Here is a 25,222-nt window from a genome sequence, read left to right as displayed (position 1 = left end):
GTGCCGGGATCTTGAAGAGACTGATGGCTTTGAGGCTCACCACGACGAGTTGCCCAGCGTGCAGCTGGTCGACTGGAGCCGTCTCATTGAGTGTTTCAAGGCCCCAACAGGAGAATGCTGCATCAGCCAGTGATGAGTTCAGTACCGGCTGCTGATTCGGTTAGGATCGCAGAAGCGCCAGAGGGGGACCTCGAGTTCAACGAGCGCGTTCTGTCACCCAGTACTAATGATGGGCAGGAATGTCCGCGGTGTGGTGGTGCAATGACCGCTCGGTATGCTCGGGCCATGAATAACGGGATCGCCCAGAGTGTTTTCCTTAGCTGCCTCAACTTCCCAGCATGCCGTGGTACTCGGCCACTATAACGCTAACCCTACTCATAGAGGTCGACGGGCTGACTAGAAGATTCTTCTGAGGGTGTCATTTCAGGCCGGTCAGCTTTATGTGACAAGGGGGGCTCAGACCACCTTCTTTCGAGATGAAGCAATTTGGCGCCAGATTTTCAGCCCATCGGTCGGGAGTGCTCGCCGGCACTTAGGTTATGGCAGCTTCACTTCCTTTAGGGGGGCTGGCATGCTTACGGTTGCATTGATTCCGGCTTCCTTGACGACCCTGTCCACTGCCTTGCGCATACCAATGATGTCTTGGTGAGGTAGTGGTTTTGGATTTTCGTCACCGGGGTCATTCCCGAAGAAATTTTCCCAGTGGCCGAGCAGCACAAGCTTGGGCCTTGTCAGCTTCAGTATCTCATCCGGATAGTTTTTCACGTTATCCCATGACCCTACGCCGAGGATCTCCACGTCAACGGGATGATTCTCGGGCAACGGTGAGGGGAATCCGCAAGGAGGGTTGGCAGCACTGTCCTGGAAGTGGATGCGGTGTTCGACCTTTGCCTTGCTGTCATCTGGTTGAGTGGCATCCAGCAAATCAATCAACCAGGCCATCGACTGGCCTTGCTTCCATTTGAACACGCTTGTCGGCACCTCGTTCAGTTCCGTCGGGTAGGATCCGTCAGCGATGGTAATACCCAGAAAGTGGCTTGCGTGCATGCTTTGGATGGGCATTGCTCGGATGTGGCCACCGGTTGAGCGAATCCAATGTCCAGGTGTTGACGCATCCTGTCTGCCTTCGCAGCTCTGAACGGTTGCCATATACCCGGATGTCCAGGTTTCTCCGTTCACCACAATTTTCGTGTTAACTGTCCGGAGTCGATTGGGGTCCACGTGTGTCCAAGTGTCATCCACCGTTTTGTTTTCGAAGCGCATCGAACGCAACATGTTTACAACCGTGTCTGAGCCGTAGAGCGTAGCTTTCGGGGTGTGCATTTTCATCACCCAGGGCACGTCTAACAGGTGGTCATAGTGGCCGTGTCCAACAAGAAGCATCGTGACGTCCTTAGCTTCAGGCATGTACTTGTCGATCCGCCCCTTGTTGGCTACAACCCGCAACGGTGGAAGGCCCATGAAACTTTCAGGGTTGCTGAAGGATGGCGCTAATAGCAGGCCTTCTCCACGCCAGTGCACCAGCCAACCGCCTACGCCCAGATACTGAATTTTTGGCTCGAGTAAATCGTGGCCACGGGAGATATCAAGGTTCTCAGTGTCCGAGCCGTGGGCGAAGATACTGACAAGCATCAACCCAGCAAACCCAAGGAGCTTTTGCCTGTTCATCTGCGGGAAGGTTCTATTGGTGCAGGCACAACCCGTTTGGGTCAGGGGCTCGGTCATCGCCACACCTCCAACGAGATGGATGAGATGTTGTTCCAGTACATGCCAGGCATGTCGTTGGCGAAGACAGTGAGCCTTCCTTTCATGGTGGCAACCCATCCATCGCGCCAACGCGAGCCATCGCCAATGACAAACAATGAGTCGTTCGACTCTTCGATGGCCCCGATCAGGGTGAACCAGGTGGCTCCGTCCTTCCGGCAACGCAGGTGGTCCTTGGCAAAATTCGTGTACCAGCGACTGTAGCCATTAGCATCACAACGGATGTAGGCATCCCACCACTTACCAGTTGCCCTGAAGAAATATCGCGTGCCCTGCTCCAGGATGACCTTGGTGTCCGCCCAATCGTCTCGTGATGAAACCTCGGTTTGCACGAGCAAGTGTGATGCACCGAAGGGCGGAGAAAGCGCTAGGTCGTTCACGGCTGTTCCTATTTGTTGAAGGGATTGAACCTGGTAAAGACATCAGCGGCTTCATCCAACCACCCAAGAATTTTGAGGTCGTTGGCCAAAGAAGTGGGTGACCATTAAGTGTGTCTAGGCATCCCGTCGTTACTTGTCAAACGCCATCTCACCCGATCCGGTTGGAGTATCAAGGAAGGTTGGAAGTCGCTGCACTTTTGCGGCTGCAAAACACTGTCGCTGTTTCAAATGCCGTTAGACTCATGTGGTGGGCGGAAGGCCGCTCCTACACCGATGCGCAGGCCGTCGTGGAACGGGTTCACCCGCGAAAGGGCTGGGCCTGCTGGCCAATGTCCCCGGCCGTTCACCGTTGTCGCCGCCACCGTATTCGCGGGTAAACCCGCTCCTACACCGAGGCGCAGACCGTCGTGGAACGGGTTCACCCGCGAAAGGGGCGGGCCTGCTGGCCGATATCCCTGGCCGTTCACCGTTGTCGCCGCCACCGTATTCGCGGGTAAACCCGCTCCTACACCGAGGCGCAGACCGTCGTGGAACGGGTTCACCCGCGAAAGGGGCGGGCCTGCTGGCCGATATCCCTGGCCGTTCACCGTTGTCGCCGCCACCGTATTCGCGGGTAAACCCGCTCCTACACCGATGCGCAGGCCGTCGTGGAACGGGTTCACCCGCGAAAGGGCTGGGCCTGCTGGCCGATATCCCTGGTCGCTCACCGTTGCCGTCGCCACCGTATTCGCGGGTAAACCCGCTCCTACACCGAGGCGCAGACCGTCGTGGAACGGGTTCACCCGCGAAAGGGGAGGGCCTGCTGGCCGATATCCCTGGCCGTTCACCGTTGTCGCCGCCACCGTATTCGCGGGTAAACCCGCTCCTACACCGAGGCGCAGACCGTCGTGGAACGGGTTCACCCGCGAAAGGGGCGGGCCTGCTGGCCGATATCCCTGGCCGTTCACCGTTGTCGCCGCCACCGTATTCGCGGGTAAACCCGCTCCTACACCGAGGCGCAGACCGTCGTGGAACGGGTTCACCCGCGAAAGGGGCGGGCCTGCTGGCCAATGTCCCTGGTCGCTCACCGTTGCCGTCGCCACCGTATTCGCGGGTAAACCCGCTCCTACACCGAGGCGCAGACCGTCGTAGGAGCGGGTTTACCCGCGAAAGGGCCGGGCCTGCTGGCCAGTGTCCCTGGCCGCTCTGCCAGTTCATACCGCCCCCGAGGGTCAGGCGATTCAGCTCGCCTGGCAGACGATAGGTGCTCCACAGCTTATTTCTAGAGCCGGATCTCTTAGCGTCATTGCTCCCGCATATGGAGATGACGCTATGAACAATTCAGGGCTGTGCTTGCATGTTGACGCTCAATTCACAAGTCCTTATGCAATGTCGTGCTTTACGGCGCTTCGCGAAAAGGGAATCGAGTTCGAATGGAGCCCTCTTGACCTGGACAGCCTGTAGCATCAGGCGGATGGTTATTCCCATCTCTCGCTGACGCAGCGAGTGCCCACTCTGGTGCATGGCGATTTCGCGCTGTCCGAGTCATCGGCAATCACTGAGTATCTGGAGAAGCTGTACCCGCACACGCCGATTTACCCAGAACACTCACTGCAACGTGCCAGGGCGCGGCAAGTTCAGGCGTGGCTACGCAGCGACTTGCTCCCCATTCGTCAAGAGCGCTCTACGCTCGTTGTATTCTATGGCCTCAAGTCCGGCCCCTTGTCAGCACTGGCGGAGTCTGCAAAACAAAAGTTGGTGAATGCCGCGCAACTGTTGCTTGCTGATAATCCCGATTACCTGTTTGGTCGATGGTCAATCGTCGATGTTGATCTGGCATTGATGCTCAATCGATTGATACATAATGGTGACAGGCTTCCAGCCCAACTGGAGGATTATGCTCAGCGACAATGGCAACGCCCGACCGTGCAGGAGTGGGTCAAGCTGATGCGACCCATGCTGTAGCGCCGGCGTATGGACGGTCGCTGCCCTTGGTTGAGGGTAGCAATCGGGCCCGATCCAGATATTCGCCTGAAGGGCGGGAATTCAAAGGCTATCCGGATCCCCAAAGAACATCTGTATCCGCGACCGCAGCCACCGCTCCGCCGGGTCATTGTCCTGTGCCCCGCGCCAGGCCATGTGCAGTTCGAAACTGCGCACGGGTATCGGCAAATCCTCGGCCCGCAAGCCGCCGGCGGCCGTCAGTGCATCCGCCGTGTAGTCCGGTACCGTCGCCACGATATCGGTACCTGCCAGCAAGCTCCCCAGCCCGTTGAACTGCGGTACCGCCAGCACCACGTGGCGCTTGCGGCCGATTTCTTCCAGGGCTTCGTCGATGAACCCGGACAAGTCCCCGGCAAACGACACCAGCGCATGGGGCCGGGCGCAGAAGTCATCCAGGGTGATGCTGCCGGGTACGCTGTCGGCGCGCAGCAGTTTCGGCATGCTGCGGCGCAACACCTTGCGCTTGGCGTTGGCCGGCAGTTCGCTGGTGTAGCTGACACCCACCGAAATCTCGCCCGAGGCCAGCAGGGTTGGCATCAGCAAGTAGTTGACCCGTCGCACCACCAGCACGATACCGGGTGCCTCGGCGCGAATGCGCTTGAGCAGTTGCGGCAGCAAGGCGAACTCGGCGTCGTCCGACAGGCCGATGCGGAACACCGCATTGCTGGTGGCCGGGTCGAATTCGGCGGCGCGGCTGACTGCCGTGGAAATCGAATCCAGTGCCGGTGACAGCAGGGCGAAGATCTCGTGGGCCCGTGCCGACGGCTCCATGCTGCGCCCTGTGCGCACGAACAACGGGTCATCGAACAGGTTGCGCAGGCGCGACAGCGCCGCGCTGATGGCCGGTTGGCCGAGAAACAGTTTTTCTGCGGCACGGGTCACGCTGCGCTCGTGCATCAGCGTTTCGAACACGATCAGCAGGTTGAGGTCTACACGACGCAGGTCGTTTCGATTCATCGGTGCGCTTCGCCTAATGTGGGGCAGAGGTGAATCTTAAGGCCAAAGGCTGTTACCCTGCACGGGTTTAGGGGGACCAATCGCAGGGAAAGTCAGGTGCCCAATCGATGACAAGCATGTCGACTATTAATGCCCACTGATGGTCTAACGGGCAAAGCCCGGATAGAGTCAGTGGTAATTAGAGGTTCACAAAGGCGAGGTATGCGATGTCCCGCATGATCCGTTTCCACAAGTTCGGTGCTGCCGACGTGCTCCGTTGCGAAGAGCAGGCCGAACCGTCACCCGCTGCCGACGAGGTGCAGATCCGCGTCGAAGCGGTTGGCGTCAGCTGGTATGACGTGCTTTGGCGCCAGAATCTGGCACCGTCCCAGGCGCGTCTGCCAGCGGGGATCGGTCATGAAATGGCCGGGGTGGTGACTGCGGTCGGGGAAGGGGTCGATGACATTGCCGTCGGTGATCGGGTCGCCAGCTTCCCGGCCACCAGTGCCAACGACCACCCGGTGTACGGCGATGTCATCGTACTGCCCCGTACAGCCATCACGCGCTACCCGAATGTGCTCACCCCGATCGAGGCCAGCGTGCACTACACCCCGCTGCTGATCGCCTACTTCGCCTACGTCGACCTGGCACGGGCCAAGGCCGGGCAGACAGCACTGGTCACCGATGCCAGCCATTGCGCCGGGCCTGCCTTCGTGCAGCTGGGCAGGGCCCTGGGGCTGAAAGTGTTCGCCGCCACCAAGGATGCGGCGCAGCGTGACTACCTGCTGGGCTTGGGCGCAGACAAAGTGATCGTCACCGAAGAGCAGGACCTGCTGCTGCAGATTGGCAAGTACACCGATGGCCGTGGTGTGGACATGGTGCTCGACGGCATGGGCGGCCCGCAGATGTCGCTGTTGGGTGATGTGCTGGCGCCGCGTGGCAGCCTGGTGCTGTACGGTCTGCAAGGCGGCAACCAGACGCCGTTCCCGGCCTGCGCGGCATTCCAGAAGAACATTCAGTTCTATGTGCACTGCATCGGTAATTTCACCGGCAAGCCAGAGCTTGGCATCAGCCAGGACCAGGTGGCACTGCAGCGTGCCTTGCGCGATATCAACCAGTTCACCGCCGATCAGCTGCTGACACCGCAGATCATCAAGGTGTACCCGTTCGAGCAGGTGGTCGAGGCGCATCGCTACATGGACCAATGCCCGTGCGGCGGGCGCGTCGTGCTGGACATGGCGCAACACTGACGGTGGATGGCGCAAGCAGAAAACCCGGGCAATGTCCCGGGTTTTTTATGCGCGGAGTAAAGTGTTTCAACACTTAAAGTAGGACTGTTCCTACAATAAACCCAGATGTGGACTACATATAAGTCCGTAGCTTTCGGGCTGTCAGAAATATCCCGGAAAATAATCAGCCTTGAACGCTTTTGCCTTGCGAGTCACTGTGAACTGACACGGATGCTGAATGGTTTTTTTACCCTGAACTGTATCTTCAATTCATGCTGCCTCCCTCTCGATAATGGCCCAATGATAGTTTGTGCAAGGAACGTGGGATGAGCATGGCTATGCCTGATATAGAGCAGCATGTGACAGCGACAGGCCATCGCAGGGGTGGTTTCTTCTCGATGGCTTGGCGACAGTGAAGGGTTACGTCATTACTTTCATTTTGTTGTAAGAAATTTCTTCTAGGTAAGTTCGGCGCATGTTCACGTTCAAATGTTGGATACCGCATGCGCTGGCTGCATGAAGTTGATGAGGTGATTGCGTGACTGCTATTCACGACCAGGCGATGCATTATATCTACCAGCAAGTACTCGAGCGCTTGTTGAACCACATGTCCCAGGCCCAGCGCGCTTCCTTGCAGTTGCTGATACAACGCCTGTTGGTCGCTGCAGGCGGGCCGGAGTACATCGGTACTTTCAGCTTGCAGGTATTGCAAGGGAGCGACCGCCATAGCAGCCGGCTGCTGGCCATGTTGCGTGCCGCGCAACTGAGCATTGCCCTGCGTTCGCCGGTAACCTTCCAGCTGCGAGTATTGGTGGTCAGCCTGCCGGTTGCCGATAGCGCCACGCTGGAAGCTCACGAGCGCAGTTTTAGCGCGTTGTTCATGCAGGATGACCCGCGGGTGCAATTGCAGATGATCGAGGGGCGCGCAGTGGTGCCGTTCAGTCGTCGGCTCTCGGTAATGCCTGAGCGCTGGCTGCTGGCGAGGGACGCGATGTTGATGTTCGGCCACATGATCGATGCCAGGCCTGAAGCCCTGCTGGGCTGCCGCCTGCACCTGGAGCTGGCCGGGGCCGTGGGTCAGGCGCTGCAGGCAGCGGTGCCTCCCGATGCGTTGGTCACCGCCATGCCCGGGCTGCAGCGGCGCCGATACCTGGCGTGGGCCCGGCGTAGCCTGCGCCTGGCCGGCGTGCGTGGCTCGCATGCAGTGCACCAGTGCCTGGCGGCGCTGGCCCAAGGGCTGAGCCGATTGCACGGTGCTGTTGGGGGCGCACCGGGTGGTCAGCACGAGCCGGTTCCAGGCGCCGTACCGGAGCGCGCGCCGGTGCGGCTGATTGCTATTGATGACCTGTTGCCGCACTTGCTTGAAGAGCCGCAGCTTGACGCGATGCTGGGTTGTCACTTCGAGACGGCTGCGGATGCTTTGCCGCTGTCCGAATTCGTTGACTCGCTAGCCACGGCCCAGCTGCATGAACTGCGCGCCCGCAGTCTGGAGCCGCTGGCCGGGCGCCCAGCGCTGAGGCTGGCAGGGCAGGCGGGCGGCAGCAAGCAGCGTGACGCCGCGTCGTTGCTATTGGGCAAAGCCTACGGCATCAATCAGGCCCAACTGGTGTGCCTGCTGTTCAGCCCGTTTGCCAGGCAGGGGAAAAACCTCGAGCGGTTCTTGCAGTGTCGGCACGCCGACATGGTGGTGGCGTTGCCGTACCTGCACAGGGCCTTGCAAGGCAAACCCTGCCCCGATGCAGTCAAAGCCTGGCTGGTGAATACCAGTGGCTTGCCGTTGGGGCAACTGCGGCAAATTTATGATGGGCAGTTGCCGCTGGCGGGATGGCGCCTGCTTAACAACCTGGCCCGCCGCGATGTACACCTGAGGCTGCTGCCGCAGCTGGCGTTGGGGCGGCGGCGTGGTGTTGCGGGGCTGCCTTGATGGGGCGAGCGGCCCCAGGCGAGTTCGCGTATCGCAAGGTGTATCGCTACCTGGAAGCGTTGATCGAACAAGCTGCAGGCGTTGGCACATGCCGGTTGCCGTCATTGCGTGAGCTGTCCCGGCGGCTGCGGGTGTCGTTGGCCACGGTACAAAGTGCCTACAGCCTGCTGGAAGAGGAGGGCCGTGTACACTGCCTGCCGAGGTCGGGCTATTACGTACAGAGCGGTGGCAAAGATCAGGCCGTGGCCGTGGCCCGGCAGCCTCCCTTGCCGACGCAGCCACTGTTGGAGCGCATGCTGCTTGGTCACGAACGGCGTTTAGCCCGTCAGCGTGATCGCAGCGTTGCGTCCTGGGAAGCGCTGGGTAGCGCCCGTTTGCGCAATGCTGTGGCTGAGCGATACACCCGCTGCTCCAACCAGTACTGGCATGCCGATGATGTCCAGCTAGCTCCCGATGTGCTGGCGGTGCTGGAGACGCTGCTTGCGGCGCTGGCCCTGCAAGGTGGTACCGCATTGGTGCATTCGCCTTGTTGCTGGCAAGTGTTGCGCGCCCTGGCGCGTGCCGGCATGCGCGTGCTGGAAACACCACTGGATGCCCGTGGCAACCCCGAGCTGCACGCGTTGGCCAAGCTGCTGGGTAGCGAGCCGGTAAGCCTGCTGGTCATGCCGTCTTGCCTGGGCATGCCACAAGGTCGGCTGGTTTCACCGTATTACCAGCAGCAGCTTGGTCTTTTGCTTGGCCAGCACCCTGTATGGCTGCTGGAAAACGACCTGGACAGCGAGCTCTGTTACGACGGGCCGCCGAGCACACGCCTGCGTGACTGGATCGACCCGCGCTGGCTTCTGGTGATGGGCACGTTCGAGGCCGCAGTGGGGGCAGAGGCGCCGTATGCCTATTTACTGAGCCGTGACACCGTGTTGGCCAAGGCATTCGCTGAACGGGCGTTTCGGCTTGCGCCGCTACGTTTGCAGGCGCTTGCTCACATGCTCGGCAAGGGGGAAATCGAAACGCAGCTGGTACAGCAACGCACAGACTTGCAAAGGCGTACGCAATACCTGGCGCATGTACTGCAGTCGCAATTCGGCCAACGGGTGGTCTTCGACATGCCGCAAGGTGGGCAAATGCTGTGGGTGAGCTTTTGCCAGCCGCTGGCGTGGGACGGTATTGCCGCAGCGTTGGCAGGCTCTGCATTGCACGCACTGCCGGGCGAGCAGTTTGGCCTGCCGGGGCATTACCCTCAACACCTTGCGCTGATCTGGCTGGGGGGGCGCCCGGATGAACTGCAACTGGCGGTAAGGCGACTGGCGCAGGCGCTTGAGGTGCGCTGCGGGCGAAACACCCGCTTCTCAAGTTGAAATCAAGACGCTTGCAGGCGCCGCCAAGTGCTGCGAGAGGGCCGACAAACGAAATGACGGCCTGAAGATCTCAAGGCTCACTCGCAGCACAAAGAGCCACCTGCAGGGGGTGTAAATTGAGTACGCCTCAGGGTTGCTCTTGCCCTTGACGCAAACGGGTACTGACCAGCGCCGCACATACCAGCAACGCTGCAATGATCCACAACCCGTTGCGGGTGCTGCCGGTGGTCTGCTCGATCAGGCCCATCACCGACGGCCCGACGAAACCGCCAAACAGACCGCAAGTGGTGACGAAGGCCAGGCCCGCCGCCAACGCGCTGCCGCTCAGTCGGCTGGAGGGGAAGACGAAGATGATCGACTGCACCACGAACAGCATCAGCGCGGTCAGGGAAAACCCGATCAGGCCGATGAACGAGTTGGCCAGCGATGCCAGCAGCAATCCGGCCGCCATGGTCAGCAGGCCAAAGAACAGCAGGGTGCGGCAGCGGCGCGGCGAGGTGGCCAGGCGTGGGAAGGTCGCAGCACCCATGGCTGCTGCAATCCACGGCACCGCTGTCAACAGGCCGACCTGGAAGGGCGAAAGCGCAGCGTAGGTGCCGATAATGCCCGGCAGGAAGAAAATCACCGTGTAGATGGTGATCTGGTGCACGAAGTAGACCACGATCGCCAGCCAGATCTGCCGGTCGCGGAACATCTGCCCCAGCTTGCTCTGCTGCGGTGCGGCCGCCTGCTCTGCGGCCAGGCGGCGCTCGATGTCCTGGGCGTCGGCAGCCGTCAGCCAAGGTGCCGAGGCTGGACCGTCCGGCAGCTTCTTCCACACCACATAGGCCAGGGCTACGGCGGGCAGGCCTTCGAGCACGAACAGCCATTGCCAGCCATGCCAGCCCAGTACACCGTCCAGCTCCAGCAGGGCACCGCCCAGCGGGCCGCTAAGGATGTTGGCCAGGCACACACCCAGCAGGAAGTACCCCGTGGCACGGGCGCGTTGTTCGCGGTCGAACCAGTAGGTCAGGTACAGCATTACCCCGGGGAACAGGCCAGCTTCGGCGACCCCCAGCAGCAGGCGCATGATGTAGAACGAGGTTTCACCCTGAACGAAGGCCATGCCTGCCGAGAGCAAACCCCAGGTAATCATGATACGGGTGATCCAGAAGCGCGCGCCCACCCGGTGCATGATCAGGTTGCTGGGCACTTCGGCCAAGGCATAGGTAAGGAAGAACAAGCCCGCGCCCAGGCCATAGGCGGCTGCCGAAAGGCCCAGGTCAATGCCCATGCTGGCTTTCGCCAGGGCGATGTTGGTGCGGTCAAGAAAGCTCATCACGTAGACGACGATGAGCAGTGGCATCAATTTGCGTAGCAGCAGGCCGTTCAAGCGCTGCTCATGGGTGGTGGCTGGGGCGCAAGCCGCTGCGCGGGTGAGGGTTGTCATTGTTTTTTTCCCCGTGAAAAGTGCTGGTGGTGTGCCGCGCAGCAGCGGCACACTCAGGTCTGTGGGTCAGGAACGGTTGATGTCGAGCCACACTGCGCCGTTGGGGTACTGATAACGTTCCAGGGTCTCAGCGTGCATCTCGATGCTGTAGCCAGGGCGTTGTGGCGGCATGTAGCGCCCGCGATGGATCACCACCGGGTCGATGAAGTGCTCGTGCAGGTGGTCGACATACTCCAGCACCCGGTTGTGCAGCGAGGCAGACACCGCGATGTAGTCGAAAAGCGCGATGTTCTGCACATACTCGCACAGCCCGACGCCACCGCCGTGCGGGCAGACCGGCACGTCGTACTTGGCGGCCATCAGCAGTACGATCAGGACCTCGTTAAGGCCGCCCAGGCGGGCTGCGTCCAGCTGGCAGAAGTCCAGTGCACCGGCCTGGAACATCTGCTTGAACATCACCCGGTTGTGGCAGTGCTCACCGGTGGCGACACCGATTGGCGCAATGCGCTGGCGAATGGTGGCGTGGCCGAGAATGTCATCGGGGCTGGTCGGTTCTTCGATCCAAAGCGGTTCGAAGGCGGCCAGGCGGCGCATGTTGGCCACCGACTCTTCGACGCCCCACACTTGGTTGGCATCCATCATCAGGGTGCGTTCCCAGCCGATTTCGTCGCGCAGGATGCTGGCGCGGCGGATGTCTTCTTCCAGGTCGGCCCCGATCTTCTGTTTGATGTGGGTCCAGCCGTCTGCCACGGCCTCGCGGGCCAGTTTGCGCATTTTCTCTTCGCTGTAGCCCAGCCAGCCCGGGGCAGTGGTGTACCCGGGGTAGCCTTCACGCACCATGTGTGCCTCGCGCTGGGCTTTGCCCGGCGCCTGGCGGCGCAGCAGGGCGATGGCCTCTTCGGGGGTGAGCACGTCGGTGACGTAGCTGAAGTCCAGGCAGCGCACCAGCTGCTCTGGCGTCATGTCGGCCAGCAGTTTCCACACGGGCTTGCCCTCGTGCTTGGCCCACAGGTCCCACACCGCGTTGATGATGGCGGCGGTGGCCAGGTGGATCACGCCCTTTTCCGGGCCCAGCCAGCGCAACTGGCTGTCGCTGACGGTAAAGCGATGCCAGAAAGCGCCCATGTCGGCGCTGATTTCTTCGAGCGTAAGGCCGACGATCAAGGGGGCCAGCGACTGCACCGCTGCCGCGCATATCTCGTTGCCACGGCCAATGGTGAAGGTCAGGCCGTGGCCTTCGAGGGCTGCAGCGTCGGTGTGCAGCACCACGTAGGCCGCCGAATAGTCGGGGGCACTGTTCATGGCGTCGGAGCCATCCAGCGACAGCGAAGTGGGGAAACGGATATCGCGAACGCTCAGGTGGGTAATGCGTATGCTCATGGTCGACTCTTGTTCTGTTCAGGCACAGGGAGAGCTGACTGTAGGTTGTCGAGCGATACAGGCATAATCGCCAAATCTTAATCAGTGATACCGGATTCGATATGTCTCGCTTGCCACCTGACAAGGCCCAGGCGCCTGCCGGCCTCGGTGCCTTGAAGATTTCCAGCCGTCAGATCACGTTGCTCAATGCCCTGGGCGAATTCGGCAACCTGCGCCGCGCCGCCGCCGCGATGCACACCACGCAACCGGCCGCCAGCCTGTTGCTACAGCAGCTTGAGGAGCGCCTGGGGGTACGTTTGTTCGAGCGCCTGCCCCGGGGGATGCAAGCGACGCTGTATGGCGAGGTGATGATTCGCTATGCGCAAAACGCATTGCATGAGTTCGATCATGCCCAGGCGCAAATCGCCGAACTGGCGCGCGGGGCGTTGGGCCTGGTGCGGGTGGGCAGCGTCATGGGCCCGGTACCGGGCGTGCTGACCAAGGCGGTGCTGGCCTACAAGCGCGACCAGCCCAAGGTGCGTATCTCGCTGGAAGTGGGCACCAGCGACACCTTGCTGCCGGCCTTGCTACGCGGTGATTTCGATATGGTAGTGGGGCGCCTGCCGGATCAGAGCGACAGCCAGGAACTGAATATCGAGCTGTTCGACGGCGGTGAGCAGATGCGCGTAATTGCTCGCGCAGGTCATCCCTTGGCGACAGCCACAGGGCTGCAGCTGGCCGACCTGGTGAGCTTGACGTGGATCTTGCACCCCATCGGCAGCCCGATGCGCCGTCGCGTCGAAAGCGCATTGCAGGCCGGTGGCATGGTGCAGTCGCTGGATATCGTCGAAACCGCTTCGATCCTGGCGACCACTGCCATGCTCGAAGCGTCCGAAATGATTGCGGTGGTGCCCAATGACGTGGCCCAGCATTATGCCCGCTATGGCATGGTCGCCATCCTGCCGGTGGAGTTGCCACTGGCGATGGCCAACCTCGGCGTGCTGACCCTGCGCTCGCGGCCCAACTCGGTTGCCCTTGATACCTTGCTGCGCTACCTGCGGGCACAATAACTTTCACCTGCATGAGGCCCTGCGTCTATGCCGCCGGACATGACCCATTCCAGCTTTTGCAACTGGATCCGCTACAAGCACCTGGTGTTGATCGACACGCTGGCGCGCACGCGCAACATGCACGCCACTGCCACGCGCATGAACCTCAGCCAGCCGGCGCTCAGCAAAATGCTGCGTGACCTTGAGGAGCAGTTCGGCTTTGCCCTGTTCGAGCGCCTGCCTCGCAGCATGCCCCCCACCGAGCTGGGTGAATACGTGGTGCGGTACGCCCAGGGTGCCCTGGCCGAGTCGCAACAGTTCGTCGACCAGGTCAACCGCCTGCGCAACGGCGGGCACGGTTTCATCCGCGTTGGCGGGATCTTTGCCGCGACCGCATTGGTATTGCCGCAGGCCATCGCCGCCATCAAGGCGCGAAGCCCGTTACTGTCGATTGAAGTGGTGGAGCATTCCAGCGATCACCTGCTGACCATGCTCGAGCAGAACAAGCTGGACATCATGATTGGCCGCTTCACCGAGGAACGCTTCGGTCAGCTGTTCGACTTCCAGCCGCTGGAGCCTGAACCCTTCAGCCTGGTGGTGAACAGCGAGCACCCGCTCAACCGGCTCGACAACACACCGCTTGAGGCGCTAGGCGATTGGCCGTGGGTGCTGTACCCGGTGGGTACGCCGATCCGCAACCGCCTGGAGCAGGCGTTCCGAGTGGCCGGAATCGCCACGCCTGCCGACTGCGTGGAGACCATCTCCATGCCCATGTTCCTGCAGTTGCTGCAATCGGCACCGATGATTGCCATGCTGCCGCGCTCGATGGTGGCCGCGCAGTTGGCCAGCGGGCAGTTCAAGGAGCTGCGCAGCCCTTTGCAGGTGCCCGCGCTGGAGTATGGTGTGGTCACCCGCAAGGATGAACCGCTGAGCGCCTCCGCCAGGGCGTTTGTCGAGATTCTGCTGGAGGGCGCGCAGCGACGGCGGCAATCTCCGGCAGATGCTGCGTTCCACCCCTAGCCGATTTAAGATCACGCACCCAAATACCCTTGCGATAACTCCAGGTTATCGCTCGATCGGATCATCTCATTGGGAATGCGGCACCAGGCTTCTTACAGTGGCGACAGCCATAACAAGAAGTCAGCCGCTCCGCCCTGAGAGGTCCCATGCAACTGATTGCCAAATCCGGTGACCCCGCCGTCATCCGCCTCAACCCTTTGGACAACGTCGTCATCGCCCGCCAGGCCCTGGCGCCGGGCGTGCGCCTGGATGCCGAGGCGATTACCGTGCGCCAGCCCATCCCTTCAGGCCACAAGCTCGCCACCGAGCCTGTGGCGCAAGGCCAGCCGTTGCGCCGTTACGGGCAGATCATCGGGTTTGCGTCCCAGGCGATCGACGCTGGCGACCATGTGCACGTGCACAACGTGCAGATGGGCGATTTTGCCCGCGACTACGCGTTTGGTGTCGATACCCGCAGCCTGCCAGGCTGCGCCGCGCAGTTCCAGGGCATCGTGCGCGCCGATGGCCGTGTCGCTACCCGCAACTACATCGGCATTCTCACCTCGGTGAACTGTTCGGCAACCGTGGCCCGGGCCGTGGCCGACCATTTCCGCCGTGACATTCACCCCGAGGTGCTGGCCGACTACCCGAATGTCGACGGTGTGGTCGCCCTGACCCACGGTGCCGGCTGCGCAGTGGACCCGAGCGGTGAAGCCTTGGGCCTGCTGCGCCGCACCCTGGCCGGGTACGCCGTCCACCCCAACTTCGCTGCCGTGCTGATCATCGGCCTGGGCTGCGAAACCAACCAGATCGAAACCCTGCTGGAAACCCAGGGCCTGCAGGCGAGTGCGCAACTGCGCGCCTTTACCATCCAAGGGATCGGGGGCACCTCGAAAACCATCGCTGCCGGTATCGCCCAGGTCAAGGCGCTGTTGGCCGAGGCCAATCAGGTACGGCGCCAGCCGGTCAGTGCCCGCCACCTGGTGGTCGGCCTGCAGTGCGGCGGCTCAGATGGCTATTCGGGGATCACCGCCAACCCGGCACTGGGCAATGCCGTTGACCGCCTGGTGGCCGCCGGTGGTACCGCCATTCTCTCCGAAACCCCGGAAATCTATGGTGCCGAGCACTTGCTCACGCGCCGCGCGGTAAGCCGTGAGGTGGGGGAGAAGCTGGTGGCGCGCATTCGCTGGTGGGAAGACTACTGCCAGCGTATGAACGCCGAATTGAACAACAACCCCTCGGCCGGCAACAAGGCAGGGGGGCTGACCACTATCCTCGAGAAATCCCTGGGCGCAGTGGCCAAGGCAGGTTCCAGCAACCTGGTCGATGTGTATCAGTACGCGCAAGCCGTGCGTGCCCAGGGCCTGGTGTTCATGGACACCCCCGGCTACGACCCGGTCTCGGCCACCGGTCAGGTGGCCGGCGGGGCCAACCTGATCGCCTTCACCACCGGCCGCGGCTCGGCCTACGGCTGTGCCCCGGCGCCATCGATCAAGCTGGCAACCAACAACCGGGTGTTCGAGCACCAGCAAGAGGACATGGACGTCAATTGTGGCGGCATCGCCGATGGCTCCACCAGCATCGAAGAGCGCGGCGCATTCATCTTCGAGCAGATGCTGCGCATTGCCTCCGGGGAACGCAGCAAGAGCGAACAGCACGGCTACGGGCAAAACGAGTTCGTCCCGTGGCAGATCGGCGCCGTGACCTGATTGACCGCTCCCGTCCCATTTGCGAGGCAACTGCAATGATTCAAACCACACGGTACAACGTGCAAACGCTTACCACGTTTGTCGAGCAACTGTTCATGAAAGCCGGAGCCGACGTGGAGGTCGCCCAGGTGGTGACCCGGGTGCTGCTCGAAGGCGAACTGCTCGGCCACCGTACCCATGGCCTCAACCTGGTCAGCCGCTACATCGACGGCGTGCTCAGCGGGCAGGTCAAGGCCCGCGCGCAGGCGCTGGAACAGGTCGCCGACAGTGGTGTTTCCAGCCTGTTCGACGGCCACTACGTGTTGGGGCCCTATTGCGTCAGCCGGGCACTGGATTGCGCGGCCGCGGGCGCGACCAAGCAGGGCATCGGTATTGCGGTAGTACGCCGCGCTGCCCATATCGGCTGCCTGGCCGCCTACCTCAAGCCATACACCGACCAAGGGTTGCTGGCCATCGTCTACTCGTCGGATCCGTCGGTGGGGTTGGTCTGTGCTCATGGTGGCATCGACCCGGTGTACACCCCCAACCCGATTGCTGCCGGTATCCCGACCCAGGGTGAGCCGATCCTGCTGGACGTCAGCATGTCCACCGTCACCCTCGGCCTGGTCGGCCAATGCCGCGATGCCGGCCGACGTCTGCCGCACCCGGTGCTGGTGAGCAATGACGGGCAGCTCAGCGATGACCCGGGCGATTTCTTTACCCGCCCGCAAGGCAGCATCCTGCCGCTCGGCGGCCAGGCCTTTGGCCATAAAGGGTTTGCCCTTGCGCTGTTGGTCGAAGCCCTCACCTCGGGGCTGGCCGGCCATGGGCGCAAGGATGCACCGGATCAGTGGGGCGCCTCGGCCACTGCGCTGGTGATTGACCCGCGCATGTTCGGCGGCCTGGAGGCGTTCCTCGACGAAACCAGCTTCCTGGGGGGATTGGTTCTGGCAAGCCGCCCGCTCGACCCCGAACGCCCGGTACGCCTGCCCGGGCAAGCAGGCCTTGCCCTGCGTCGCCAGGCCGTGGAACAGGGCGTGAGCCTTTCGCCGCAGTTGATAGCCGACCTTGAGCGTGTGGCTGGGCAGTTGCAACTGCCGGGACTTTTCCAATGATGCACAGCAAGGGAACACAGATGACTGATCGAACGAACGCCAATCAACCGCTGCCACTGAACCATGATGCCAGCGTTTTCGACAGCGGCAGCTGGGTAGGGCGCGTCTGGTTGCCGGAGCAGGGGCCGGCGGTGGTGCTGGTGAAAGCCGGCGCTGTCTACGACATCAGCACCCACGTGGCGACCGTCTCGGCGCTACTGGAAGTGGACGATCCGGTGGCCTACCTGCGTGCCTTGCCGCTGGCCGAACCCTTGATTGCGCTGCCGGCATTGCTGGGCAACAGCGATCCCGCACGGCGCACCCCGCACCAGCCGTGGCTGCTGGCGCCGATCGACCTGCAAGCGGTGAAGGCCGCTGGTGTGACCTTCGCCACCAGCCTGCTGGAGCGTGTGGTAGAAGAACAAGCCAAGGGCGACCCGGCCAAGGCCGACGCCATCCGTGACACCCTGGCCAGCCGCATCGGCGCCGACCTGTCGCAGATCGTGCCCGGCTCGGCTCAGGCCGAAGCGCTGCGCAAGGTGCTGGTAGAGCAGGGCCTGTGGTCGCAGTACCTGGAGGTGGGTATAGGCCCGGATGCCGAAGTGTTCACCAAGGCCCAACCGCTGTCCGCGGTTGGCCACGGCGCCGACATCGGCATCCACCCCAAGTCCAGCTGGAACAACCCAGAACCGGAAGTGGTGCTGGCCGTGTCGAGCAATGGCAGCATCAAGGGCGCCATGCTCGGCAACGACGTCAACCTGCGTGACTTCGAAGGGCGTAGCGCGTTGCTGCTGTCCAAGGCCAAGGACAACAACGCCTCCACTGCACTGGGCCCGCTGCTGCGGTTGTTTGACGAAAGCTTCGGCCTGGACGATGTGCGTGCTGCCGAGGTGGACCTGCGGGTGGAAGGCGAGGACGGCTTTATCCTCGCCGGGCGCAGTTCCATGCGCCAGATCAGCCGTGACCCGCAAGACCTGGTGCAGCAAACCCTCAACGAAAACCACCAGTACCCTGACGGCCTGGTGCTGTTCCTCGGTACCCTGTTCGCCCCCAAGCAGGACCGCGATCAGCCGGGTAACGGCTTTACCCACAAACCGGGTGACGTGGTGAGCATCAGCAACCCGCAACTGGGTACCCTGTGCAACCGCGTGACCACCAGCGATCTGGCACCGCAGTGGGACTTCGGCCTGCGCGCGTTGATCGACAACCTCGGCCGGCGTGGCCTGCTGGAGGTCGCGGCCACCGCCCGCCCGCTTTGAACGGCTCGCTGCGTCAGGGAGGGGCGCAGCATCATCGAGGGATCGTCAAGGCGCTGACAGCGCGGCAACAATAATAATAAAGGTCATCACATGAACCCAATGAAGAAGTACCAGCGCATTACCGTCGTGTTCCTGCTGCTGATCGGCATCGTCAACTACCTGGACCGTAGTGCGCTGTCGATCGCCAACACCTCCATCCAGAAAGACATGATGATCAGCCCGTCGCAGATGGGCATCCTGTTGTCGGCGTTTTCCATTGCCTATGCCTTTGCCCAGTTGCCAATGGGCATGATCATCGACCGCCTGGGCAGCAAGATCGCCCTCGGCGCCTCGTTGCTGGGCTGGTCGGTTGCCCAGGCGGCGTTTGGCATGGTCAACAGTTTTGCCGGTTTCATGGGCCTGCGGGTGTTGCTGGGGATTGGCGAAGCGCCGATGTTCCCATCGGCGGCCAAGGCATTGTCGGAGTGGTTCGACGCCAACGAGCGCGGCACCCCGACCGGTGTGGTCTGGTCGTCGACCTGTCTTGGCCCCTGCCTGGCGCCGCCGTTGCTGACGCTGTTCATGGTCAACTTTGGCTGGCGCGGCATGTTCATCATCACCGGCGTGATCGGCGTGGTACTGGCGCTGTGCTGGCTGACCTTCTACAAGAGCAAGGCCCGTTTTCTGGCAGAGCTTGCCGCCGAGGGCAAACCGCTGCCGAGTGAGCGCCAGGCTGCGGCCGCCACGGCAACCGCGCCGAAGGCTTCGTACTTTGCCGGCTGGCTTGATCTGTTCAAGCACCGCAGTACCTGGGGCGCGGTGTTGGGTTTCATGGGGGTGATCTACATGCTCTGGCTGCACTTGACCTGGCTGCCGGGCTACTTCGAGCGCGAGCATGGCCTGGACCTGTACAAGACCGCCTGGGTGGTGTCGCTGGCGTATGGCTTCGGTGCGGCGGGTACCATCGTTGCCGGGCGCTTCTGTGACTGGCTGGTAAGGCGTGGCATGAGCGTGCTGGGCAGCCGCAAGTTCAGTGTCATCACTGGCCTGCTGCTGGCAGCGCTGTTCACCTTGCCACTGTCGTTCGTCACCGGCCTGACGGGGTGCATCATGCTGCTTTGCCTGGCGCTGTTCAGCATCAATATGGCCAGTGCCACCGCCTGGATGATCGTCAACACCATTGTCGACAGCCAGCGCGTGGCCTCGTTTGGCTCGATCCAGAACTTCGGCGGTTACATCGCAGGCTCGGTGGCACCGATCGCGACGGGCTTCAGCATCCAGTACTCGGGCTCGTTCACCACAGCGTTCATGATCAGCGCGGTGGTGGCGCTGTGCTCGGCGGTGGCGTACTTCCTGCTGCTACAGGCACCCATTGGCAGTGCCAAGGTCGAGGCAGGCGGGATGGCTGGCGCAACTGAACAGGCGTGAACGCTACGGGGGCTGCAGTGCAGCCCCTGAACCCTTGGTTGATTGTGACGCGACCCGCGGCGCTTGTCATGGAGGGGTATCTGTATGTATAAACAGTGCCTGTTGCCGCCATCTGACTTCCGCCCGTGATCGCCCATTCCGTCGACGACCCGTTCTACTACCTGCATAACTTCCGCCAGGTCGTGCTGTGGGTCGAACAGCGCTACCAGGACCTGCTCGATGACCAGGAACTGGCCTTCATCCGTGCCTTCAGTCAACTGCAAGCGCCAGCCCAGGCTTTGATGGTGCGCATGGTGATGCGCAAAGGCGAGTTGTTTCGCAGCGATCGGCTCGACTACGCCGAAATCGGCGATACTGCGCTGGCGCTGCAGCCGTTGCTGGCCCTCGGCTGGGTACGGGAGCCCGAGCAACTGGACCTTGAACAGCTGTTCGCGTTGCTGCGCAAGGAAGAGCTGGCCCGCTGCTTCGCCCGGCAACTGAACCGCCCGCGCGCGGCCAAGCATGAGTTGTTGGCACAGCTGCAACCCCTGGCGCTGGCAGCCCGGTCACTGGTCGAGTGGTTTCCTGACAGCGAGGTGCGCATCCTCCAGTGGTGCCTGCAACCTCTGTGCGACCGCATGCGCCTGCTGTTCTTCGGCAACCTGTACCAGGACTGGTCAGACTTCGTCCTTGCCGACCTGGGCTTGCTGCGTTACGAGCAGGTGCCGTTCAGCTCCGATTCGCGTGCCTTGCAGCAACGTGACGATGTCGACCTGGCCATGGCGCTGCACCAGTGCGCCGAGCGCCTGGAGCAGGGCGGCGACCCCCTGCCGATCCTTGCCACCCTGCAGGGCCTGCACAGCAGCAACCCCTGGCTGGCCCGGCGCCATGCGCGGCTACAATTCGCCGTGGGCCAACAATGCGAACGCCTGGGTGAATGGGACCTGGCCACGGCGGTGTATGCGCAATGCAACCATCCCCAGGCGCGCATTCGCCAGGTGAGGGTGCTGGAGCGCAGCGAACAGTGGCACCAGGCCCATGCACTGGCGGTGCAACTGGCTGCGGCACCTGCCAACGCGCTGGAGGTGCAGGCGCTGCAGCGCATGCTGCCACGCCTGGCGCGCAAACTCGGCGGCCCGCCACAGCGGCGCCAGCGCACCACGCCGCTGGAACTGATCGAGCTCGAACTGCCCCGCGGGGACGCTGCACTGGGCGTTGAAGAAGCCGTGCGTCAGCACCTGATGCAAGAGGGGGGGCAGGCGCATTACGTGGAAAACACGCTGTTCAACAGCCTGTTTGGCCTTTTGTGCTGGGAGGCCATCTTCGCCCCGGTGCCCGGCGCATTCTTCAACCCGTTCCAGGCCGCGCCACAGGACCTGCACGACAGCGACTTCCAGCAACGGCGCAGTGCACTGTTCGAACGCTGCCTCGGGAGGCTCGACGAGGGTAGCCATCGGCAGGCGATTCTCGACTGCTACGTGGCCAAACAGGGGCTGCAGTCGCCGTTCGTGTTCTGGTCCATGCTCAGCGAGGAACTGCTGGAGCAGGCCTTGGCTTGCCTGCCGGCCGCGGCGCTCAAGCAATGTTTCCTGCGCCTGTTGCAGGACATTCGCAACAACCGTACCGGCATGCCCGACCTGATTCAGTTCTGGCCCGAGCAGGGCCGTTATCGCATGGTCGAGGTCAAGGGGCCCGGTGACCGCCTGCAGGACAATCAGCTGCGCTGGCTGGAGTTCTGCAGGCAGCACGGCCTGCCGGTCGCGGTGTGCCACGTGCGCTGGAGCGAAACGCCTTGAGCTACAGCGTAGCGGTGCGCGCCTTGTGTGAGTTCAGCGCCAAGGTCGGCGACCTGGACCTGCGCTTCACGCCATCGCCCACCGCCCAGGAGGGTATCGAAGGGCATCAGCGGGTGGTGGCACGGCGGGCTGCTGGCTACGAGTCGGAAATCGCCCTTGAAGGCCAGTTCGAAACCCTCAGGGTGCGGGGCCGCGCCGATGGCTATGACCCTGGCAGCAATCGCCTGGAAGAGATCAAGACGCACCGTGGCGATCTGGCGCGTCAACCGGCCAATCACCGTCAGTTGCACTGGGCGCAGGCCAAGGTCTATGGCTGGTTGATGTGCCAGGCACGGCAACTGCCCGCCATCGAGGTGGCGCTGGTGTACCTCGACGTGGACAGCGACAGCCAGACGCTGTTCACGGAGCACTGTTCGGCTGCCGAGCTGCAGGCCTTCTTCGAAACCCAGTGCCAGCGCTTTCTGGGCTGGGCCCGATCGCAGCAACGACGCCTGGCCGACCGTGACCAAGGCCTGCTGACGCTGAGTTTCCCCTACCCAAAGTTCCGAAAGGGCCAGCGGCAGTTGGCTGAAACCTTGTACAAAGCGGTGAGCACCGGCCGTTGCCTGATGGCCCAGGCCAGCACCGGCATTGGCAAAACCCTTGGTACCTTGTTCCCGCTGCTGAAGGCCATGGTGCCGCAGCAGCTGGACAAGCTGTTTTTTCTCACCGCCAAGACACCAGGCCGGGCACTCGCCCTGGATGCCATGCGCCAGATCACCGATGCCACGGCCCAACCTGCCCTGCGCACATTGGAGTTGATCGCCCGCGACAAAGCCTGTGAGTACCCGGACAAGGCCTGTCATGGTGAGTCCTGCCCATTGGCCGCAGGTTTCTACGACCGTTTGCCGGCTGCGCGCGAGGCTGCAGCAGCACTGCCGTTGCTCGACCGCGCCAACCTGCGTGAAGTGGCTTTGGCGCACCAGGTGTGCCCGTACTACCTGGGCCAGGAGATGGCGCGTTGGGCCGACGTGCTGGTCGCCGACTACAACTACTACTTCGATGCGCATGCTTTGCTGTTCGGCCTGACCCAGCTCAACCAGTGGCGAGTGGCAGTACTGGTGGACGAAGCGCATAACCTGGTCGAGCGTGGGCGCGGCATGTACAGCGCCAGCCTTGACCAGGGCCAGCTGCTGGCGTTGCGCCAGAGCAAACCGCTTGGGCTGGTCAGTGCGCTGGACCGCCTGAACAGGCAGTGGAACGCCCTGTATAAAGAGCAGCGTGCGCCGTACCAAGCCAGTGAGTCGCTGCCTGAAGGCCTGCTGCGCGCCCTGCAGCAGTGCGTCGGGGTGATTCAGGAGCAGATGAACCAGGCCCCCGCGCACATCGACCCCCAGGTGTTGCAGTTCTACTATCAGGCCTTGCAGTTCTGCCGGGTTGCCGAGCTGTTCGACGAGCACTTTCTGTTCGACATCAGCCAGCGCCAGGGCCCGCGCAAGCGGCGGCTGGCCACGCTGTGCCTGCGCAATGTCACCCCGGCGCGGCTGCTGGCACCACGCATGCAGGCGGCGCGCAGTGTGACGCTGTTTTCCGCCACGTTGAGCCCACGGCACTTCTACAGCGACCTGCTGGGCATGCCAGCCGATACCGCTTGGCTGGACGTGGCCGCGCCGTTCCGTGCCGAACAGCTGGAGGTGCGCATTGCCAGCCAGGTGTCCACCCGTTACCAGCAGCGCCAAGCCTCCCTGGCGCCGATCGTTGACCTGATTGCCCGGCAGTATGAGCGCATGCCGGGTAACTACCTGGCGTTCTTCAGCAGCTTCGAATACCTGCAACAGGTGGCAGGGCTGTTGGCCGAGCAGCATGGGCAGATTCCGCTGTGGTCACAGGAGCCGGGCATGGACGAGGCGGCCCGCCAGGCATTTCTCGATCGCTTTGTCGCCGATGGCCGAGGTGTGGGCTTTGCCGTATTGGGCGGCGCTTTCGGCGAAGGGGTGGATTTGCCCGGCACGCGGCTGATTGGTGCGTTTGTCGCTACCCTGGGGCTGCCTCAGGTCAACCCGGTCAACGAGCAGTTCAAACAGCGCCTGGGGCGGCAATTTGGCGCGGGTTTCGATTACGCGTACCTCTACCCGGGCGTGCGCAAGGTGATCCAGGCGGCGGGCCGGGTTATTCGGGGTGATCAGGACCGTGGCGTACTGGTGCTGATTGACGAACGCTTCGCCGAGCCCCGGGTGCAGCAGATGTTTCCAGGGTGGTGGGCAGCGGCTATTGTCTAGCGGTCTTTCGCCTTTGGCGATCAGACGCAATCAGGAGGGTGAGCAAACCACCCACCAAGTTCCCCTCATGGCACACCGCCGCAAGGCGGCCCAAGCACGTCAACCGGGCATTCCGTCTGCCCGGGGACGCAGCAGGATGGGCAGGTAATGGCGCAGGAACAGCAACAGCGCCAGGCTCCAGCACAGTGCCGAAACGCTTACCCCCAGCGATGTGAACAGCGGCAGAATCACCCGGGCCAAGGTCGACAGTTGCATCAGGGCAAAGGCCCAGGCAATGCTGGTCGGCACCTGCAATGGCCTGCCGGTGTGGCCCAGGCTGACCCGCGCCATCATGGCCAGGATCAGCCCGGTCATGGCGCCAACGGTCAGCGCGTGGGTCACCAGGCTCGGGCTCAGGGCCACCCCGCTATGCCACAACGCCATGCCCAGGCAGGCCAGGGCGAGCCAGGCGTAGGCCAGGTGTAGCGACCACAGCAACGGTACGCGCCACAGGCCACGGTCGTGCCACAGCACCAGTCGGGTCGCGTGCAGCGCGAACAAGGCAAAAAACAGCACCGCCAGGCTTGCTTGCGGCGTATCGGCCAGGCCGGTGGCAAACGCCAGCGGTACTGCGACGCCGAGCAACAGGCAGGCTCGGTCCAGCCATGGGCGGGCAGGGGCCGCGTCAAGGTAACCCAGGCCACGGCGGGTAAAGAATGGTATGACCCGGCCGCCGAGTACGGTCATCATCGCCGTCACCAGCCACAGCCCGGCAAATATTCCACGACGCTGCCACAGTTCGTCCTGGTGCAACCAGCCGGCCAAGGTCAGCCACTGGCAGGCGGCAATCAACAGCACCAGTACGACGATCGGGTAGTTGTTGCGCAGGCGCCGTTGCAGGACCGGTCGTGCCAGGCTCAATGCCACCAATGGCAGGAAGCTGCCCTCGACCAGTACCAGCAAGCTACCCGGTAGTGGCATGAACCAGCTTACCCGCCCCAGCAGCCAAAGCAGGAACACACCCTGCAGCGCCCGCCCGCTCATGCCTGGGATGCCGCTCCAGTTCTGCACGGCGGTCAGCAGAAAACCCGCGATAATGGCGGCGGCGAAGCCGTAAAGCATCTCGTGGCGGTGCCAGGCGAGCATACCCCCGGGCGGTGCAGGGGCCAGTGCCCCAGCCAGTACGCCGGCCCACAACAGCAGGGCGATCAGCGCAAACAAACTGCCACCCAGGAAGAACGGGCGAAAACCCAGGCTCCAGACGGCTTGGCGTGGGCGTGAAGCAGTGGGTTGCAAGAGCATGGGCAGTCCTTGGTTCGTTCAGTAGGCTTCAATTGGGGTAAGATCACGATCCG

General features: G+C 62.6%; 17 protein-coding genes and 1 pseudogene. 12 read left to right on the top strand and 6 right to left on the bottom strand.

The annotated features are described in order from the left end of the window. Window positions 1-537: 537 nt before the first annotated feature. Window positions 538-1,725, bottom strand: coding sequence for an MBL fold metallo-hydrolase (locus tag V6093_RS05710; RefSeq protein ID WP_052196230.1), 1,188 nt, complete (start codon window positions 1,723-1,725; stop codon window positions 538-540). Continuing rightward, window positions 1,722-2,144 (bottom strand): hypothetical protein, encoded by a 423-nt coding sequence (locus tag V6093_RS05705; RefSeq protein ID WP_047603561.1) that lies wholly within the window; start codon window positions 2,142-2,144, stop codon window positions 1,722-1,724. Before V6093_RS05705 ends, V6093_RS05710 begins: the two co-directional genes overlap by 4 nt. Before the next feature lie 1,311 nt (window positions 2,145-3,455). On the opposite strand from V6093_RS05705, the pseudogene yfcF reads away from it, so the two are divergent. Then, a pseudogene (gene yfcF / locus V6093_RS05700) lies at window positions 3,456-4,088 on the top strand (glutathione transferase). 81 nt (window positions 4,089-4,169) lie between these two features. Here yfcF and V6093_RS05695 read toward each other — a convergent pair. Next, window positions 4,170-5,084: a LysR family transcriptional regulator gene (locus V6093_RS05695; RefSeq protein WP_003253946.1), complete on the bottom strand. Its 915-nt coding sequence runs from the start codon at window positions 5,082-5,084 to the stop codon at window positions 4,170-4,172. 206 nt (window positions 5,085-5,290) lie between these two features. Between V6093_RS05695 and V6093_RS05690 the strand changes: the two genes are divergently transcribed. From V6093_RS05690 to V6093_RS05680, 3 genes are all read left to right on the top strand, one after another. Beyond that, window positions 5,291-6,313 (top strand): zinc-dependent alcohol dehydrogenase family protein, encoded by a 1,023-nt coding sequence (locus V6093_RS05690; protein WP_003253945.1) that lies wholly within the window; start codon window positions 5,291-5,293, stop codon window positions 6,311-6,313. 517 nt (window positions 6,314-6,830) lie between these two features. Next, window positions 6,831-8,216 carry a hypothetical protein gene (locus V6093_RS05685; protein ID WP_047605146.1) on the top strand — a complete coding sequence of 462 codons (1,386 nt, stop codon included), beginning with the start codon at window positions 6,831-6,833 and terminating at the stop codon, window positions 8,214-8,216. Beyond that, on the top strand, window positions 8,216-9,571 hold the full coding sequence (locus tag V6093_RS05680) for a GntR family transcriptional regulator (RefSeq protein ID WP_003253943.1): 1,356 nt from the start codon (window positions 8,216-8,218) through the stop codon (window positions 9,569-9,571). Before V6093_RS05685 ends, V6093_RS05680 begins: the two co-directional genes overlap by 1 nt. Window positions 9,572-9,698: 127 nt before the next feature. Here V6093_RS05680 and V6093_RS05675 read toward each other — a convergent pair whose 3' ends face one another. Then, window positions 9,699-11,000, bottom strand: coding sequence for an MFS transporter (locus V6093_RS05675; protein ID WP_003253942.1), 1,302 nt, complete (start codon window positions 10,998-11,000; stop codon window positions 9,699-9,701). Window positions 11,001-11,066: 66 nt separating this feature from the next. Further along, on the bottom strand, window positions 11,067-12,380 hold the full coding sequence (locus tag V6093_RS05670; RefSeq protein ID WP_108078441.1) for an L-fuconate dehydratase: 1,314 nt from the start codon (window positions 12,378-12,380) through the stop codon (window positions 11,067-11,069). Between the two features lie 101 nt (window positions 12,381-12,481). Here V6093_RS05670 and V6093_RS05665 point away from each other — a divergent pair, with 101 nt between their 5' ends. The 8 genes from V6093_RS05665 to V6093_RS05630 all read left to right on the top strand — a co-directional run bounded on the left by V6093_RS05665 (window position 12,482) and on the right by V6093_RS05630 (window position 23,888). Then, window positions 12,482-13,429 (top strand): LysR family transcriptional regulator, encoded by a 948-nt coding sequence (locus tag V6093_RS05665; protein ID WP_003253940.1) that lies wholly within the window; start codon window positions 12,482-12,484, stop codon window positions 13,427-13,429. A 27-nt stretch (window positions 13,430-13,456) separates the two neighbouring features. Beyond that, entirely contained in the window at window positions 13,457-14,428 is a 972-nt protein-coding gene (locus V6093_RS05660; RefSeq protein ID WP_014861306.1) for a LysR family transcriptional regulator, read from the top strand. Between the two features lie 146 nt (window positions 14,429-14,574). After that, window positions 14,575-16,116 (top strand): UxaA family hydrolase, encoded by a 1,542-nt coding sequence (locus V6093_RS05655; protein ID WP_047605147.1) that lies wholly within the window; start codon window positions 14,575-14,577, stop codon window positions 16,114-16,116. 35 nt (window positions 16,117-16,151) lie between these two features. After that, the gene (locus tag V6093_RS05650; RefSeq protein WP_012052581.1) at window positions 16,152-17,210 is read left to right on the top strand and encodes an Ldh family oxidoreductase; all 1,059 of its coding nucleotides are present in this window, start codon (window positions 16,152-16,154) and stop codon (window positions 17,208-17,210) included. Between the two features lie 20 nt (window positions 17,211-17,230). Further along, the gene (locus V6093_RS05645; protein WP_014861308.1) at window positions 17,231-18,448 is read left to right on the top strand and encodes a fumarylacetoacetate hydrolase family protein; all 1,218 of its coding nucleotides are present in this window, start codon (window positions 17,231-17,233) and stop codon (window positions 18,446-18,448) included. A gap of 99 nt (window positions 18,449-18,547) precedes the next feature. Then, window positions 18,548-19,855 carry an MFS transporter gene (locus tag V6093_RS05640; RefSeq protein ID WP_406669821.1) on the top strand — a complete coding sequence of 436 codons (1,308 nt, stop codon included), beginning with the start codon at window positions 18,548-18,550 and terminating at the stop codon, window positions 19,853-19,855. A 125-nt stretch (window positions 19,856-19,980) separates the two neighbouring features. Then, window positions 19,981-21,630 carry a VRR-NUC domain-containing protein gene (locus tag V6093_RS05635; protein WP_014861310.1) on the top strand — a complete coding sequence of 550 codons (1,650 nt, stop codon included), beginning with the start codon at window positions 19,981-19,983 and terminating at the stop codon, window positions 21,628-21,630. After that, a complete protein-coding gene (locus tag V6093_RS05630; RefSeq protein WP_406669735.1) occupies window positions 21,627-23,888 on the top strand; it encodes an ATP-dependent DNA helicase in 2,262 nt (753 codons plus the stop codon). Before V6093_RS05635 ends, V6093_RS05630 begins: the two co-directional genes overlap by 4 nt. Window positions 23,889-23,987: 99 nt before the next feature. On the opposite strand, the gene V6093_RS05625 is transcribed toward V6093_RS05630, so the two are convergent. After that, a complete protein-coding gene (locus V6093_RS05625) occupies window positions 23,988-25,169 on the bottom strand; it encodes an NnrS family protein (RefSeq protein WP_406669734.1) in 1,182 nt (393 codons plus the stop codon). Between the last annotated feature and the right edge of the window lie 53 nt (window positions 25,170-25,222).

The organism is Pseudomonas putida group bacterium ESBL64, assembly GCF_045277175.1.
Lineage (GTDB): Bacteria > Pseudomonadota > Gammaproteobacteria > Pseudomonadales > Pseudomonadaceae > Aquipseudomonas > Aquipseudomonas alloputida.
Note: the sequence above shows the minus strand (reverse complement) of the source record. Positions and strands in the feature narration are given on the sequence as shown.

Coding starts and splice junctions, on each gene's coding strand:
- V6093_RS05650 (WP_012052581.1), top strand. CDS start 16,152: ATGATTCAAACCACACGGTACAACGTGCAAACGCTTACCACGTTTGTC.
- V6093_RS05640 (WP_406669821.1), top strand. CDS start 18,548: ATGAAGAAGTACCAGCGCATTACCGTCGTGTTCCTGCTGCTGATCGGC.
- V6093_RS05690 (WP_003253945.1), top strand. CDS start 5,291: ATGTCCCGCATGATCCGTTTCCACAAGTTCGGTGCTGCCGACGTGCTC.
- V6093_RS05645 (WP_014861308.1), top strand. CDS start 17,231: ATGACTGATCGAACGAACGCCAATCAACCGCTGCCACTGAACCATGAT.
- V6093_RS05695 (WP_003253946.1), bottom strand. CDS start 5,084: ATGAATCGAAACGACCTGCGTCGTGTAGACCTCAACCTGCTGATCGTG.
- V6093_RS05665 (WP_003253940.1), top strand. CDS start 12,482: ATGTCTCGCTTGCCACCTGACAAGGCCCAGGCGCCTGCCGGCCTCGGT.
- V6093_RS05625 (WP_406669734.1), bottom strand. CDS start 25,169: ATGCTCTTGCAACCCACTGCTTCACGCCCACGCCAAGCCGTCTGGAGC.
- V6093_RS05670 (WP_108078441.1), bottom strand. CDS start 12,380: ATGAGCATACGCATTACCCACCTGAGCGTTCGCGATATCCGTTTCCCC.
- V6093_RS05675 (WP_003253942.1), bottom strand. CDS start 11,000: ATGACAACCCTCACCCGCGCAGCGGCTTGCGCCCCAGCCACCACCCAT.
- V6093_RS05660 (WP_014861306.1), top strand. CDS start 13,457: ATGCCGCCGGACATGACCCATTCCAGCTTTTGCAACTGGATCCGCTAC.
- V6093_RS05680 (WP_003253943.1), top strand. CDS start 8,216: ATGGGGCGAGCGGCCCCAGGCGAGTTCGCGTATCGCAAGGTGTATCGC.
- V6093_RS05710 (WP_052196230.1), bottom strand. CDS start 1,725: ATGACCGAGCCCCTGACCCAAACGGGTTGTGCCTGCACCAATAGAACC.
- V6093_RS05655 (WP_047605147.1), top strand. CDS start 14,575: ATGCAACTGATTGCCAAATCCGGTGACCCCGCCGTCATCCGCCTCAAC.